Genomic DNA, 14,875 nt, shown 5'->3' with positions numbered 1-14,875 from the left:
CCGAGTACCTTGATTCGCTCAAACAGTCCTCGCTTCGTGAAACAGGACATTGAGTCCTGTTTCAGTCGCTGCGGAACTCGCTCGGTCAAGACACCCGCCGTTTCCGCTTCACTCAACCGTGGTTGAGCGTAGAGGACTTTCGGGTGGTGCTCACCAAGCGAGTTCCGCAGCGAACGGAAATGTCCAGTGGACATTTCCGCCGAGCGAGGACTGTCTGAGCGACTGAGCGCTACCCGTAAGTCCGATCTCGGGGAATCGCTACCGTGATTCCTTCTTACTTCCGATCTTGTTCTCGGTGCCGGCGCGTAGGCGGGCGATGTTGCTGCGGTGGGCCCAAATGACCACGCAGGCCGTGGCCAAGATGATGGCCCACGGCACCCACTGGCCCCAGTAGAAATACAACCCGAGCAGCGGGCACACCACCGCGGCGGCGATGGAGCCCACCGACACGCAGCGCGTGAGAGCGATGCCGCCGGCGAACACGACGATCTCCACGAGGAAGCCCACCGGGCCGTAGACGAACAAGAGACACGCGGCGGCCACCGCGATGCCCTTGCCGCCTTTGAACTTGAGCCAGGGGCTGAAGATGTGCCCGAGCGTGCAGCCGGCGAAGGCGAGCGCCATCGCAAGCGCCACCGGGTTCACGCCCGCCGGGCCGAAGGCGGTAAGGAGCGCCTGCCCGTCGGCCGAGGACGCGTCCACCGGCACCTGTGCGATGGCCCGCGCAAACAGGTAGGCCGCCAGTGCCCCTGCGGCGATGCCCTTCCCGAAGTCGAGCGCGAACACCGCGGCACCTCCGGCCTTCCCCAGCGTGCGCATAGCATTGGTGGTGCCGATGTTGCCGCTGCCCTCCTCGCGCAGGTCCTTCTTGAAGGCCAGCTTCGAGATGATGACGCCCCAGGGAATGGAGCCGAGCAAAAACGAGACGACGAAGGCCAGAACCAGCCAACCGATTACCGCTGCCATGGGCTAGTCCTTCTTCTTGAACTTGAAGCGGACAGGCGTGCCCGTGAGCGGGAAGGCCTCGCGCATGCGGTTCTCCAGGTAGCGCTCGTAGTTGTCATCCACCACGTCGGGCCGGTTCACGAAGAACGTGAAGTAGGGCGGGCAGGTGCCGGTCTGGGTGAGGTACTTCATGCGCAGCACGGCCTTGCCCTTCGACACGGTGTGCCCCGTCTCGCGAATGCCGGCGAGCCAGGTGTTCAGCTGGTTGGTGGGGATGGTGCGGCTGTAGTTCGCGTACACCTCGTCGATGGCACCCCAGATGCGGTCGACGCGCTTGCCCGTGAGCGCCGAGATGGCCACCACCGGCGCGTAGCCCACGAACGTCATGCGGTCCTCGATGCGCTCGCGGATCTTCTCCTTGGCCTCGGGGCCCTCCACGATGTCCCACTTGTTCAGCACGATCACCATGGCGCAGCCGCGCTCGGCGGCATACCCCGCCACGCGCTGATCCTCGTTGGTGAGGCCCAAGGTACCGTCGATGACGAGCAGGGCCACATCGGCCCGGTCGATGGCGCGCATGGCCCGCACGAAGCCGTAGTACTCCACGTCCTCGTCGATCTGGCTCTTGCGGCGCAAACCCGCCGTGTCCACGATGCGGTACATCTGCCCCTCGTGCTCCACGAGCGTGTCGATGGCGTCGCGGGTGGTGCCGGCCACGTCAGACACGATGGAGCGGTCGTTGTTGGTGAGCTTGTTGGTGAGCGAGCTCTTCCCCGCATTCGGCCGTCCGATGATGGCCACGTTGATGGCCTCCACCTCTTCCTCGGGGGCAAGGTCGCACTTGCGCAGCTCGTTTACTACCTCGTCGAGCAAGTCGCCCGTGCCGTTGCCGTGCTGGGCGCTCACCGGCCACGGATCGCCCAGACCCAGGGCGTAGAACTCCCACACCTCGTCCATGCGGGCGGGGTTGTCCATCTTGTTCACGGCGAGGAACACCGGCTTTTTGGCCTTCTGCAGGATGCGGGCCACTTCCTCGTCGTCGGCGTTGATGCCGGTCTTGCCGTCCACGAGGAAGATGATGACGTCGGCCTCGCGGGCGCCCTCGAAGGCCTGGGAGCGGATGGAGCCCTGGAAGGCGTCATCGCCGCCCATCTCGATGCCGCCGGTGTCGATGAGCATGAACTCCACGCCGTTCCAGTCGGCCTTGTGGTAGCTGCGGTCGCGCGTGACGCCGCGCATTTCGTGGACGATGGCCTCGCTCGTTTGGGCGATGCGGTTGACCAGCGTCGACTTGCCCACGTTCGGGCGGCCGACGATGGCGACGATTGGCAATGCCATGGCAGGTTCCTCTTCTATTCGCGCGGCGGGGCGGCCGCGGTACGGGGCTCACGAGAGCCTATGCGACGTTCTCGGGCTCGATAAGCGCGATGATCTCGGGCAGGTAGTCGAGCGGGTTACAGGATACCACGGACACGGGCGCTCCGGCCGCGTTTTCGATATCCTGCACGGTCATGTCATCGAGCGTGATGCCGTCGTCGTTCAAGATGACGCTCGGAATGAGGAACAGCTCGCCTTCTTCGTGTCTGATTGCGGCGGCTATGTCGCAGCCGCAGAGAAGGCCGGTGACGTTCACGTTGCCGCCGAAGTAGTCGTTTCCCACGGTAAGGGGAACGAGGCGGCCGGCCAAGGGGCTGCGCTCGATCATCGTGTCGAGGAAGGGCTGCATGGCCTCGCCGACGATGTAGCGGGCCTGCAGGTTGCGACTCGCCAAGGCGTCGGCGGCGCGGGCGGCCAGGCCGTTTGCGCAGGCCTCGTCGAACTCGTCCACGTAGCTGCGCACGATGCCGATACCGTCCTCGAACATGTCGTAGTCGCCGTAGTCGTTCGCCGGCGGAATATGGGCGGGAGTTTCCGCGCCGTAGGCGTTCACGTAGAACTCATCGGCGGCAAAAACCCACGGCCCTCCCCGCTCAGCGCGGGCGCGCTCCTGAAAGGGGGCGATCACCTCGATGACGCCGCGCGCCGCCTCGGGGGTCGTGAAGCTCTCGTGCAGCGCGGTCTGGTGCTTGGTGAAGCCCAGAGGCACGATGCCCACACCGCTGATGTTCGGGCGCGCCCACGCCCATTCCAGCGTCTCGCGCAGGGCCTCACCGTCGTTTACCCCGGGCATGAGCACGATCTGGGCGTGGGCCTTAATACCGGCCGCCAACAAGCGGTCGAAGGCGGCCAGGCCGTGGTCGGCATGGCGCCCGATCATGCGGCGGCGCAGGTCGGGGTCGCTCGCGTGCAGGCTCACCCGCAAGGGACTGATGTGCTGCTCGATGATGCGGGCCTCGTCTTCCGGCTTCAAGTTCGTGAGCGTGACGAAGGTGCCGGACAGGAAGCTCAGGCGGAAGTCGTCGTCGCGCAGCACGAGCGAAGGGCGCACGTCGTCGGGCAGCTGGCGCATGAAGCAGAACACGCAGGCGTTGCGACAGAGCTTCACGGAATCGAACAGCACGCCATCGAAGGCGAATCCCCAGTCCTCCCCCGGGTCGCGCTCCAGCTCCACTTCCCCGCTCTCGCCGTCGAGGTCGATGTAGCCCACCGCGATAACGTCGTCGGAGGCGAGCCAGCGCCAGTCGATGATGTCGCATAGAGGCTCGCCGTCCACGCTGGTCAGGTAGCAGCCCGGCGCGAACCCCGCGTCGTCGGCGGGGCTTTCGGGCTCCACGGCGACGATGCGCGCCGCCGGACCGCCCCACGCCGCCGCGGCCGCCTCGGCGGGCGTGCGGGGGCAGGCGCCGCCGCAGGCCGCCTCGCGCTCGATGTCTTTTCCCGGGTAAGTGGGCATCGGCTTTCCCTACAAGGTGCGCAGGAAGGCTTCCACGGCGGCGATCTGGTTTTCCGGCGTGCTCGCACCGGCGGTGACGCCCACGCGCGCGCAGCCCGTGAAAGCCGCGGGATCCAGCTCGTCTGCAGACTCGATGTGGAAGGTACGCGGGCAGGTGAGCGCGCACACCTCGGCCAGGCGCGTGGTGTTCGACGAGTTGCGGCCGCCGATGACCACCATGGCGTCCACGTCGGCGGCCAGATCGGCCGCGGCCTCCTGGCGCTGGCGCGTGGCCGAGCAGATGGTGTTCTTCACGAGGGGGGAAAGCCCCGCCTCGGCCAGGGCCGCCACCACGGCTTCCAGGTTCTCGCGCCGCTGCGTTGTCTGGGCCACTACGCCGACGGGGTCGTAGAGCCCCTCGGGGATGTCGGCGGGGCTCGCCACCACGTCCACCTTGCCGCCGGCCTGACGGGCCCAGGCGGTAAGGCCTTCTACCTCGGGATGGCCCTCCTCCCCCACCACGACCACGCGGCAGCCCTGCTCGGCGAGCTCGGCGGCGGCGGCCTGGGCGCGGGCCACGTGGGGGCAAGTGGCGTCCACTACGGCGAAACCGCGCTCCTCCACGGCGGCGAGCACCTCGGGCGTGACCCCGTGGGAGCGGATGACCACCGCAGGCGCCTCGCCCTCGCCGCTCCAGGCGATGGCCTCCACGCCTTCCACGGCCTCGGCCCCGCGCTCGGCCAGGTCGGCCACCACCTGCGGGTTGTGGATGAGCGGCCCCAGCGTGAAGGCGCGGCTTCCGCCCTCGATGACCTCATCGGCCATGTCGAGCGCCCGCTGCACCCCGTAGCACGCCCCCGCCCGCTTCGCGCGAATCACTTCCACGGCTACTCCTTCTCGGCCTTCTCCGCGTCCTTCGCGGCCTTTGCGGCGGCTTTGGTGCGGGCGGCCTCGGCCAGCTCCTCGCTCGTGTGGCGCGGGATGGGATGCTCGGCGAACACCGGGGCATAGTCGCGCGTCTCGGGGAACAGGGCCGCCATGTCCACGTCCTCGGGAGCGGTGTTGTAGTACAGCGCGAAGCACTCGCGCATGGCGTACCAGGTGCAGGCCTCCACGCGCTCCTCCTTCGGCAGGAAGTCGAAGTCGCCGACGAGGATGGGGTCGCCGTAGTCCACCGTCACCTTGGGGAAGCGCACGCGCTCGCCCTTGTTCTTGATCTTCTCCACGCCGCGCACGGTCATGGGCAGGATGGGCACCTTCGCCATGCGGGCGATCACCGACACGCCGGCGTGGATGGACGCCACGCGGTCGGTCTTGCCGCGGCGCGTGCCCTCGGGCAGGATGCCCACGAGCTCGTCGTTTTTCAGCATGCGCACCGCGCGCTTGATGGAGGTCATGTCGGCCGTGTCGCGCTTCACGGGGAAGGCGCCCACCCGCGAGAGGATCTGGCCGAGCAGGCCGTGGGCGTTGTCGAAGAGGCTGTCGCGGCCCATGAGGCGCACCCACTGCTTCGGGCGGGCGGCCAGGTACATGAACACCACATCGAAGAACGAGGTGTGGTTGCAGATGACGAGCGCGCCTTCGGCTCCCTGGAAGGCGCGGAGCTTCTGGCGGTTGTCCACCCGGTAGCGGAACAGCAGCTTGCACAGGCCCCCGATGACGATCCAGGCCAGGTTGCCGAACCAATGGGGAATTTCCCCGCGCTCGCGGTCGCGGCCGCCGAGGTCCATGTCCCACATGTCGGAGTATTTCAGAAACATTACCGCGCCTCTCGAGCGAGCTGGCAGATCTGGTCGATGACTTCCTCGATGTAGTGGCTCGTGGAGTCGATCTGCACGGCATCGTCGGCCGCGCGCAACGGCGCGGTGGCGCGGGAGGAGTCGGCCTCATCGCGGCGGCGCAGGTCGGCGAGCACCTCCTCATAGTCGATGGAGCCGATGCCGCGGTCGACGTTCTGGCGCACGCGGCGGTGGGCGCGCTCCTCGTCCGATGCGGTGAGGAACACCTTCACGGCCGCATCCGGGAACACCACGGTGCCGATGTCGCGGCCCTCCACCACGTAGTTGCCGGCGTTGCCGATTCTGCGCTGCTGGTCGAGCAGGGCGGCGCGCACCGAGGGCGCGGCCGACACGGGGCTCACGGCCCGGTCGATCTCGGCGGTGCGGATGGCCTCGGTCACCTCCGCGTCCCCGATGAACACGCGGCGGGGAACGGGGTCGCCCTCCACGTGCCCGAAGGAGATGTCGTAGCTGCGGGCCACCTCCCCCAAGGCCGCATCGTCGTCGAGCGCGACGCCGTTTTGCAGCGCCTGCCAGGCGATGGAGCGGTACATCGCCCCGGTATCGAGGCAGGAGAAGCCGAGTTCTTTGGCCACGGCCTTGGCCACGGTGGACTTGCCGGCCCCGGAGGGCCCGTCGATGGCGACGATCATTAGCGCACCAGCTCCTTCAGGTCGGCGAGGAAATCGGGGTAGCTCACGGCCACGCAGGTAAAGTCGGTCACCGACACCGGCACGCGCCCGCAGGCGCCCACGAGCGCCCAGGTCATGGCCAGGCGGTGATCGCCATGGGAGTTGAACACGAGGCCCTCGGGCACGGTGAGGTCGGGGTTGCCCTCGATGAACAGGTCGTCGCCCTCTTCCCAGGCGTCCACCCCCAGCTGGGCCAGGCCCTCGATGATGGCGGCCAGGCGGTCGGATTCCTTCACGCGCAGCTCGCCCACCTCGTGGAACACCGTGATGCCGCGGGCATGGGCCGCCACCAGGGCCAGCACCGGGATCTCGTCGATGACCGACGCGATGTGCTGGGAGGGCACCTCGCAGCCGCGCAGAACCGGCGTGTACTGCACGCTCAAGGTGCCGCGGGGCTCCTTGCCCTCGGCGCCGCGGTAGGACTCCTCGATGGAGGCGCCCATGCGCTCCAAGGTGCGCACGAACCCGATGCGGGCCGGGTTCAGCGACACGTTCTCGATCTGCACGGCGCTGCCCGGGGCGAGCAGGGCGGCTGCGGCGATGAAGGCGGCCGAAGAGGGGTCGCCCGGCACCACCACGTCGGAGGCGAGCATCTCGGCGGGGCCCTCCACCGTGGCCACGCGGGTGCCGGCGGTGGTGGGCACGTTGAACTCGGGCAGCATGAGCTCGGTGTGGTTGCGCGAGGGCGCGGGCTCGGTCACCGTGGTGGTGCCGTCGGCGAAGGTGCCGGCCAGGAGCACGGCGGTCTTCAGCTGGGCCGAGGCCATGGGGCTCGCGTACTCGATGGGGCGCAAGCGGCGGGTGCCGTGCACGGTAATCGGCAGCGTCTCCGGGCTTTCCGGCTCGAAGGTGGCGCCCATCTTCGCGAGCGGCGCGACAATGCGGCGCATGGGGCGCTTCTGCAGGCTGGCATCGCCGGTGATGGTCACGACGATGTCCCACGGCGCCACGATGCCCATGAGCAGGCGCGCAGTGGTGCCGGAGTTGCCGCAGTCGATGGGCGCGTCGGGCTGGCTCGGGCCTTCCGCCCCCCAGCCGGTCACCGTGCCGGCGAGCGTGCCGTCGGCCTGAGCGCGCAGTTCCACCGTGGCGCCTAGGGCCTCCACGGCGCGGATGGAGGCGCGCACGTCCTCGGAATCGAGCACACCCTCAAGGTGCGAGGTGCCCTCGGCCATGGCGGCGAAGAGCACCGCGCGGTGCGAGATGGACTTGTCGCCGGGCACTCGGCAGGCGCCCGAGAGCGCGCCGCCCAGAGGCTCGATGGTGGTGTAGGGAGGCAGGTTCTCAGTCGACATGAGCGTACTCCTTCGGCATAATCGGACTGAACGATACGGAGAAACCGGCGTTGATCAGCTGCAGCGACAGCGCGCCCACGTCGCCCTCGTCGGTAAGGATGAGGGAGAGCACGGCGTTGCCCTCGCTGATGTGGTCGATGTCAATGGATTGTATATTGCAGCCCACCGACGAGGCAATGGTGCACACCTCGGCCACCACGCCCGTGCGGTTCACCATGGGGATGCGCACCTCCAGAAGCTTCTCGGTGGAGGGCACCCAGGCGGCCGGCAGCGCCCGGCGGGCGTCGGCGGCCTCGGCGAGCAGCCGCGTGAAGGTGTCGCGGTCGCCTGCGGCCAGGGCATCGGCGAACGAGCCGATGATGGCGGCCATCTCGGCCAGGCCGTCGCGCAGCGCCTCGGCGTTGTCGAAGGCGATGCCGCACCACAGCTTCGGGGACCCGGCGGCGATGCGCGTGGTGTCCTTGAAGCCGCCGGCCGCCAAGCGCATGATGGAGCCGGTGTCGTCGGCATGGGCGCTCGCCAGCTGCATGAGCGAGGAGGCCACCATGTGGGGCACGTGGCTCACGATGGCCACGGCGGCGTCGTGCTCCTCGCGGCGCAGCGACACCACGCGGGCCTCCAGGCCGCACACGAACTCGTGGAGGTGCTGGAAGTCCTCGGGGGCGGTGCGCTCGTCGGGGCAGAGGATCCAGTTCGCGCCCTCGAACAGGTCGGCGCGCGCCCCGGCGATACCGCTCTGCTCGGAGCCGGCCATGGGGTGCCCCGGCACGTAGCGCGCAGGCGCGGGCAGAAGCTCCTCGGCGGCGGCCAGGATGTGGCCCTTGGTGGAGATGGTGTCGGTGACGAGCCCCGTATAGCCCCAGTCGCGCAGGCGCGTGAGGTAGTCGTCCACCGCCGCCACGGGCGTGGCGATGACCACAAGCTCGCAGGGGCCTTCGACGAAGGCGCGGAAGGCCGCGTCGTCGGGACCGCCAGCCTCCACGCACCAGCCGCGCTCCACAGCGGCGGCGCAGGCGGCAGGGTCGGTATCCACTCCGAAGACGCGCGCGGAGGGCATCTTGTCGGCCAGGGCCGCGGCCAGCGAGGCCCCGATGAGTCCCAAGCCGATAACGGCCACCGAGGCGAAAGGCCCGAGCGCGGCAGCCGCAGCGTCGCCGTCCGATGCCGCGGCGTTTTGATTCGTATCATCAATCATGGAAGTATCTGTTCCTCAATCCCTCAAGCACCAGTTCCCTCCCATTGTATACGAACCCCGCAACCGCCGCCCCACGATTCGCCCAATCCCCGCGAAGGAATACCACCAATGCTATGCGATACGTTAGCTTAACAATTCCAACGTATCGATCTCCGGCATGAGCTTGTGCCACTCTCCTTGAGGCCATACCATCATATGCGGTGGTACAATACCGATGGGGAATACACCGCCGATATTTACCATTCTAACGTTCTGGGAAGCGCGAATGAGCGAAGAAGACATTATTGAGCGATTGAGGGTAACGCCCATCACTGAACTTAACCTCGGCAGCGCAAGCCTTAGACGCCTGATAAAACGCGCGGGGTTTGAAGTCCTACCCGAACTCTTGGATCTCCCTGAGAAGAAAGTCGATGATCTCTTTGGCTGGCAAGAGTCGGATGCAATTATAGGGCTTCAGAATCGGTATCGCGCAGATCCTGTTGCCTTTGCTGCCTCTGTTTTGAAAAAGAGAGAGGTGGATACCGCCGCTGTTGAGAGGATACTCGCAACAGCAAAAAACTCTCGTAGGGATAGCATTCAGAGGACAGTGGCCCCAACTGTCTCCCGTTCGTATTTTCTAGGCGATGGCCCTGTCAGTCTTCCTCCCACACCGTTCACTGATGCGCTGAGAGGATTCGAAAAACGGACAAAGGAAGTCTTCGAAGATCTCGAAGATGAATTTGAAGACGTCATGGTCTATCAGGCTTTCGAGGAATTTTCAACGGATCTTGATGAACTTTGCGACACCTTTGAACAACTCTTCGACTTCTACTCGGCTCAACCACGTGTTGCCCTAAGCCTAATCGACAGACACCTGCGAAATGCCTTTATAGTGTACGTTGCCGACAGGGCCCGCAACGTATACAACAAGGGAAATCTATGGGGCAATTTCTTCGATGAACTCAATATCCACGACAGTAACGTCCAGAGTCTATTCAAGCAAACATTTGCGAATCACGTCGAGCGTCGCGGAATGCCGCTATACGCTCGTGACGAGGAAACAAATTACTACTTCTATACTGCGCTGCTTCATGGCGGTTTGTCGGCAGACGCCTGGGTCAATCTATGGGAAAAGTCTATCCTTCCATTAGCTAAAGAAGTTGCGGCCGGAAACTACGGTTTCGGCGCCGAAATGGACGGACATTCCATTCTCAAAGAGCTCAAGAATCCCGAAAGTCGCTTCGCACCCAGCAAAGCCGTGCTCAACATTCTCGAGAAGGCCCCGAACTCAACCATCGCCCCACTTTTTGAAGCCTCGATGCGCGTTGCATCCCAGGTTGAAAGCTCACAAAAGGATTCGAGCGGTTACGCGATGCTTTCGAATTTCGGCTTACCAGAAGCAGCTATGGAAGCGCTTCGCAAGAGCCGAGAACGAACGACGGTTACAACAAGATTGCGCTCAACAAACTCTCCTCGCGAGAAGCGCCAAGGCGAACAGCGCCTCGTCTACCTCCCCATGGCCAGCTTACAGCTAGATCTCGCGGAAGGCATTGTATCGATACGCTGGCCGCAGCAACAATTTCCTCTGCATTTTGCCACCGACAGAATCGACTACTATGTCGACGGGAAGAAGGAGTTGATTTCCTCGTTCGATGTAAGCGTGGGAAAATGCATCCTTAAGGCTTCGAGCATTGCTGTCAAACCGCAAGCTCGATACGATATCGAGTTGAAACTCATGCTGCAAGACGAAAAAACAGGCGAATATGAAGAAGCAAGCTCTTTGCATCAATCATTTGCTAGAAGCAAACCCGGCTGCTTCGAGTTCATCAAGGACGCCAAGGGGCTCTATCGCCTGCGAGGACGAAATGAGAAGATTGCAAAGAAGCGCCGCATCGCCTACATCGTAAAAGATGGATTCAAGATTGAGCCTGGACAGGGCATGACCGCGGTCTCAGAGTATGAAACCTCCGGTGACTGGGACAACACACAGATCTTCATCTACGATGTTGAACCGGGGGCAACCGGCTCAATTGTGAACATACTGACTGGTGAAGAGATTGCCGTTTGGCAGGAACGCTATGCCGCCAAGATTGACAGGAGACGTATTATTGGAGAAACAACCGATGGCATTGACCTGTACGGCTACGCGCCGTGCAAGCTTGGCACCAACGGCGGTCTCCCATCAATAACCATAGAAGCGTTCGATGGCCTCTCGGCTCTCGACGACCTCGATATTTTTTGCACCTGCGACGAGCAAAGGGTATCAATACCGCGTCACGTTCTGTGGACAGACAGTTACGGAAAATCAAATGCAGCACGAATCGCACTCGTTCCACAAGAATCAATCCTTTTCGACCGACATATCGAAAGCTGCCTGATAGAAGCAAGGCAGAAATCCGCTGGTGGCAAGGTGATCTTCAAGTACAGATTTGCTGTGATCCCAATCCAAGATTTTAAGCCAACCACCATCAGCCTAGATTTTGGTATCCCCGTTGCGGAATATAGCTTTCAAGCCGTACTTGCAATTGACATCGTCGACACCCAGAAAGAGGCTGAAACCGTCAATATCTGGAGCAAGTACACCGCAAGAGTCCTCCTCAAAGACGAGTTCTTGCCTCTTCGCATACGCTCAAGAGAAAGCGGCAAGGAAACCCATGCGAAATTAGCACTGGCTGCGATAGATGTTAAGGTTCCCGACAAGCTAGCTCGCATATCGAAAAAGCGTCCCGTCTGTCTGGCAGATGCACTAGATCTTGGCCCAAGCGCTGCCAACTTCAAGATCGTTGCTAAAGGATGGAGATACAACAGAGCAGTGATAGTAATGCTCGGACTGGAACCCATCTTCTTCAAGGAACTCAAGCAGCCTGGCGAGCACGAGTTTAATCTATTCAAACATGCTAGCTCATTCCAACAAACCGATGGCTCCACGCCAAACAACCTCCCCCTGACGTTTTCACTGATCTATGGTGATGACGTAACACAAGATTCTTCCAGACCCGCGTGGACCGAAGTTGAAATGCTCGATTGCGCACAGGGAATCGGGATCCTAGGCTGGAAACTGCTAGTCACCAGCGTAGCTGAACACGTACTTCGCTTCGAGGGCGAACCCGCTTGCGACGTCTACTTCGAATTCAAGAGAAAAGTTGGCAAGAAACTAGTCGCCGAATCCTTTGTGCCCGCGGGATCTGCGGAACTGGTTCTTCCTTCTAAGGTAGTTAGATTATTGGACGCACAGAAAACGATCATTGTGGAGATGTCACCAAGCGATTTGTTCGAGAATCCCGAGAGAGAATATGCGGCTAAATTCATTCTGAAAAGGTAGGCAACTATGGGTCAGACCAAAGAATTCAATCCGATCGAGACGGCACGCAAAGTCGAAGACTCCTACCGTGAGTACATTGCCACAACTATTCACTTTGCTGATGTAGATCTGCAAAACCAGCTAGAGGAGATACTTCGCAAGCCTGGCTACCTTGCCAAGGGGCCGTTCCTTGAGACAGCGCCCCCGTATCGGAAGGACAAAACTGTAGCAGAACTAGTAGATGAGGGAGTTCTCTGCAAAAGTATGATGCACCTGGGTGGAGGCGACCCCCACAACTTCAACCCCGACCGTCCCCTTTACGTTCACCAGGTAAGAGCCATCAGAAAGGCTGCCAGTGGACGAAATTACGCCGTAGTCACTGGCACTGGCTCGGGAAAGACCGAGTGTTTTCTTCTGCCTATCCTCAACGACATACTTAAGGAATTTGAAGAGACTGGACGTTCCGCTGGCATTCGCGCCATGATCCTCTATCCGATGAATGCTCTGGCAAACGACCAGATCAAAAGATTGCGATTGTTGCTGAAAGACACCGAGATCACCTTTGGTCGCTACACAGGTGACACCGAAGAGCACGAATCCAAGGCTCTCGCTAAATGGAAAGAGGAGAATCCAGGCCAGGCCAAGCTTCCCAATGAGATCATCTCACGAGAAGAGATTCGTAAGAACCCGCCAAACATCATACTCACAAACTACTCTATGCTCGAGTACCTCCTCTTACGCCCTGAAGACGCACCGCTGTTCGGCAACGCGTTCGGCGCAAATTGGAGACACATTGCTATCGACGAGGCCCATGTCTATTCAGGCGCACTTGGTACGGAAATTGCATATCTCATCCGCCGTCTCAAAGCTCGAATCGAATCGGAAACCGGAAGCCTTCCTGCCCTCCATTGTTACGCAACCTCTGCAACAATCGGCTCCGAGGAGGATATGCCAAAAGTCGCCTTGTTTGCCCAGGATCTATTTGGCGAGCCGTTTTCCAATAAGGGCAGCGATCTGGACGTAATCACGAGCGAGAAGGATCGGCCCCAAGACGCATTAGACGAGAGACCCTGGGGCATGCTCCCCTTAAGCGCATGGACAGACCTCCGCAAGACGCTTTTCGATCCCGAGACCGCAGATGAGCCAGCGATTTGCGAGGTGCTCACATCCGCCGGTGTGCCAGAGGACGTCATCTCAAGAATAAAAGGCGAGCCCCCACTGGTGGGACTCGGCAAAGTACTCCTGGGAGAGGAATCCTCCTCTCGGCTCATTAGACGCTGCGAGAGTCTCTTCGACCTCACCGACCTTCAGTGCATCCGGGAATTGGGAATTGCCGGACCGATGGAATACGAGAAAGGCATCGAGATTCTCACTTCCATGGTTGAAGTGCTTTCTTCGGCGCAGCGCTCAGAGGATGTGCCCATCCTCACGAGTCGCTTCCATTCGTTCCTGCGAGCGCCTGAAGGCATATTCCTGAACTTGAACACTCGCAAGCTCACCCCCAACAAAACCATTGCCGAGAGCTACAACGAAGAAAACGACACTCCGGTATACGAAGTGTCAGTCTGTCGCCATTGCGGCCAAGCCTACATCCTCGGCGCAGAAAAACCAGTGGGAAGAACCGCAACAGCATGGCTAAACCCTAGACATGAAGGCACAGACTCCGATGACGAATTTATTCCGAGAATCTATTATCGCGTGCTTGCAGATAAATCGGAACAAGATCCCGATGAAGAAATCCAGTGGCTATGCCCCGTGTGCGGAGCGCTCCACAACGAAGCCGAGGGAGGTTTGCACCGTTTTAGCCACGAGGAAGTTCCTCGTGTGCCAATCGCGCTCAATCAGACCGAAGGCAAACGGACGGACGAAGAAACCGCCCGCTGTCGACATTGCGGATACCAATCCCGAGTCGCAATTCAGCCAATGAGAGTCTCCCCAGAGGCTGCAGGTAGCGTTGTCTGCTACGATCTAGTTAGAGAGATTCCGCCTTTCAACAAGGAGGAACCCAACGATGACGATTGGTTTGCCGATCTTAACGAAGAGTGCAGGGCAGGCAGCGTTATATGCTTCTCTGACAAGCGACAGGATGCCGCCTTTTTTGCACCAGCTATGGAAAGAACTTACGGAAGCATCACACGACGCCAGCTCATCAGAGAAGCCGTCGAAGCAAAATCCACCGGCGGAGAAGGCTGCAAACCCAGCATGGTAGTAAACTGGATCGCAAGCACTGCCAACAAACGATATCCAGGCCTCCTTGGGTCAGACAAGAGGGGGCAAGCCACCGCCTGGCTTCTCGATGAACTTGCTGCCGAAGACTCTCGTAACAGCCTGGAAGGCCTTGGCATCGTGAGGATAGAACCCACTGAATTCAACGAAGGTTTTTCACATCCCAAAGTGCAAGCACTTATTATGAAGCGCGTAGGACAGCTCGACACAGACGGCATCAATTGGCTCACTACCGAGGACTACGTTTTATTCGTCAAAGTGTGCCTGGAACTACTTCGCGAGCGTAACGTCATAGAAGTCCCAGAAGGCGTACCAGATCTCAGAGAAAATCACGAGAAGCGCGGCAACATAGTCATCCTCGGAGATGAGAGCGCTTCTCTGTCTAAGGATGTAGTGCAGTTCGCAGGCACGTCCACAGGTACTTCTGAGAACAAACGCAGCTCATTCATACGTAAATACGCAAAAAAGATTTATGGCATGGATCTCTCCCGTGAGAGCTCACTAAAGATCCTGCAAGACCTCTTCATGTTCACAACGCAATACTTGGACGGTTTTTTCAAGGGCGAGGAATACCTCGTCGGTCCAAGAGCGACCATAAAAGAGAAATTTAGGCTTAATAAAGATATCTGGACAATGTACCCCCATTCCGATG

10 protein-coding genes are annotated in these 14,875 nt (G+C 61.3%); 2 read left to right on the top strand and 8 right to left on the bottom strand.

The genetic code is table 11. The features are described from left to right. Window positions 1-258 precede the first annotated feature (258 nt). Genes plsY through Q5064_RS05000 form a run of 8 tightly spaced genes read right to left on the bottom strand, consistent with a single transcriptional unit; the run spans window position 259 to window position 8,717 of the window. Entirely contained in the window at window positions 259-966 is a 708-nt protein-coding gene (gene plsY, locus Q5064_RS05035; RefSeq protein WP_302962801.1) for a glycerol-3-phosphate 1-O-acyltransferase PlsY, read from the bottom strand. A gap of 3 nt (window positions 967-969) precedes the next feature. Then, window positions 970-2,283, bottom strand: a complete 1,314-nt coding sequence (der, locus tag Q5064_RS05030) for a ribosome biogenesis GTPase Der (RefSeq protein ID WP_302962800.1) — start codon at window positions 2,281-2,283, stop codon at window positions 970-972. Window positions 2,284-2,341: 58 nt separating this feature from the next. Further along, window positions 2,342-3,778 (bottom strand): DUF512 domain-containing protein, encoded by a 1,437-nt coding sequence (locus tag Q5064_RS05025; RefSeq protein ID WP_302962799.1) that lies wholly within the window; start codon window positions 3,776-3,778, stop codon window positions 2,342-2,344. 9 nt (window positions 3,779-3,787) lie between these two features. Then, complete coding sequence (ispH, locus tag Q5064_RS05020; RefSeq protein WP_302962797.1) at window positions 3,788-4,642, bottom strand: 4-hydroxy-3-methylbut-2-enyl diphosphate reductase; 855 nt, start codon at window positions 4,640-4,642, stop codon at window positions 3,788-3,790. A 2-nt stretch (window positions 4,643-4,644) separates the two neighbouring features. Continuing rightward, entirely contained in the window at window positions 4,645-5,517 is an 873-nt protein-coding gene (locus Q5064_RS05015; RefSeq protein WP_302962796.1) for a 1-acyl-sn-glycerol-3-phosphate acyltransferase, read from the bottom strand. Next, the gene (cmk, locus tag Q5064_RS05010) at window positions 5,517-6,188 is read right to left on the bottom strand and encodes a (d)CMP kinase (protein WP_302962794.1); all 672 of its coding nucleotides are present in this window, start codon (window positions 6,186-6,188) and stop codon (window positions 5,517-5,519) included. The genes Q5064_RS05015 and cmk overlap by 1 nt, the downstream gene beginning before the upstream one ends. Then, the gene (aroA, locus tag Q5064_RS05005) at window positions 6,188-7,522 is read right to left on the bottom strand and encodes a 3-phosphoshikimate 1-carboxyvinyltransferase (RefSeq protein ID WP_302962792.1); all 1,335 of its coding nucleotides are present in this window, start codon (window positions 7,520-7,522) and stop codon (window positions 6,188-6,190) included. Before aroA ends, cmk begins: the two co-directional genes overlap by 1 nt. Further along, window positions 7,512-8,717 (bottom strand): prephenate dehydrogenase/arogenate dehydrogenase family protein, encoded by a 1,206-nt coding sequence (locus Q5064_RS05000; RefSeq protein ID WP_302962791.1) that lies wholly within the window; start codon window positions 8,715-8,717, stop codon window positions 7,512-7,514. The genes aroA and Q5064_RS05000 overlap by 11 nt, the downstream gene beginning before the upstream one ends. A gap of 265 nt (window positions 8,718-8,982) precedes the next feature. Between Q5064_RS05000 and Q5064_RS04995 the strand changes: the two genes are divergently transcribed. Next, entirely contained in the window at window positions 8,983-12,018 is a 3,036-nt protein-coding gene (locus tag Q5064_RS04995; RefSeq protein WP_302962790.1) for a hypothetical protein, read from the top strand. Between the two features lie 6 nt (window positions 12,019-12,024). Next, a partial coding sequence (locus tag Q5064_RS04990) for a DEAD/DEAH box helicase (protein WP_302962788.1) occupies window positions 12,025-14,875 on the top strand: 2,851 nt, incomplete at its 3' end.

This window comes from uncultured Adlercreutzia sp., from assembly GCF_958431955.1.
In the GTDB taxonomy this organism is placed as follows: domain Bacteria; phylum Actinomycetota; class Coriobacteriia; order Coriobacteriales; family Eggerthellaceae; genus Adlercreutzia.
This window is presented reverse-complemented; position numbering and strand designations above follow the sequence as displayed.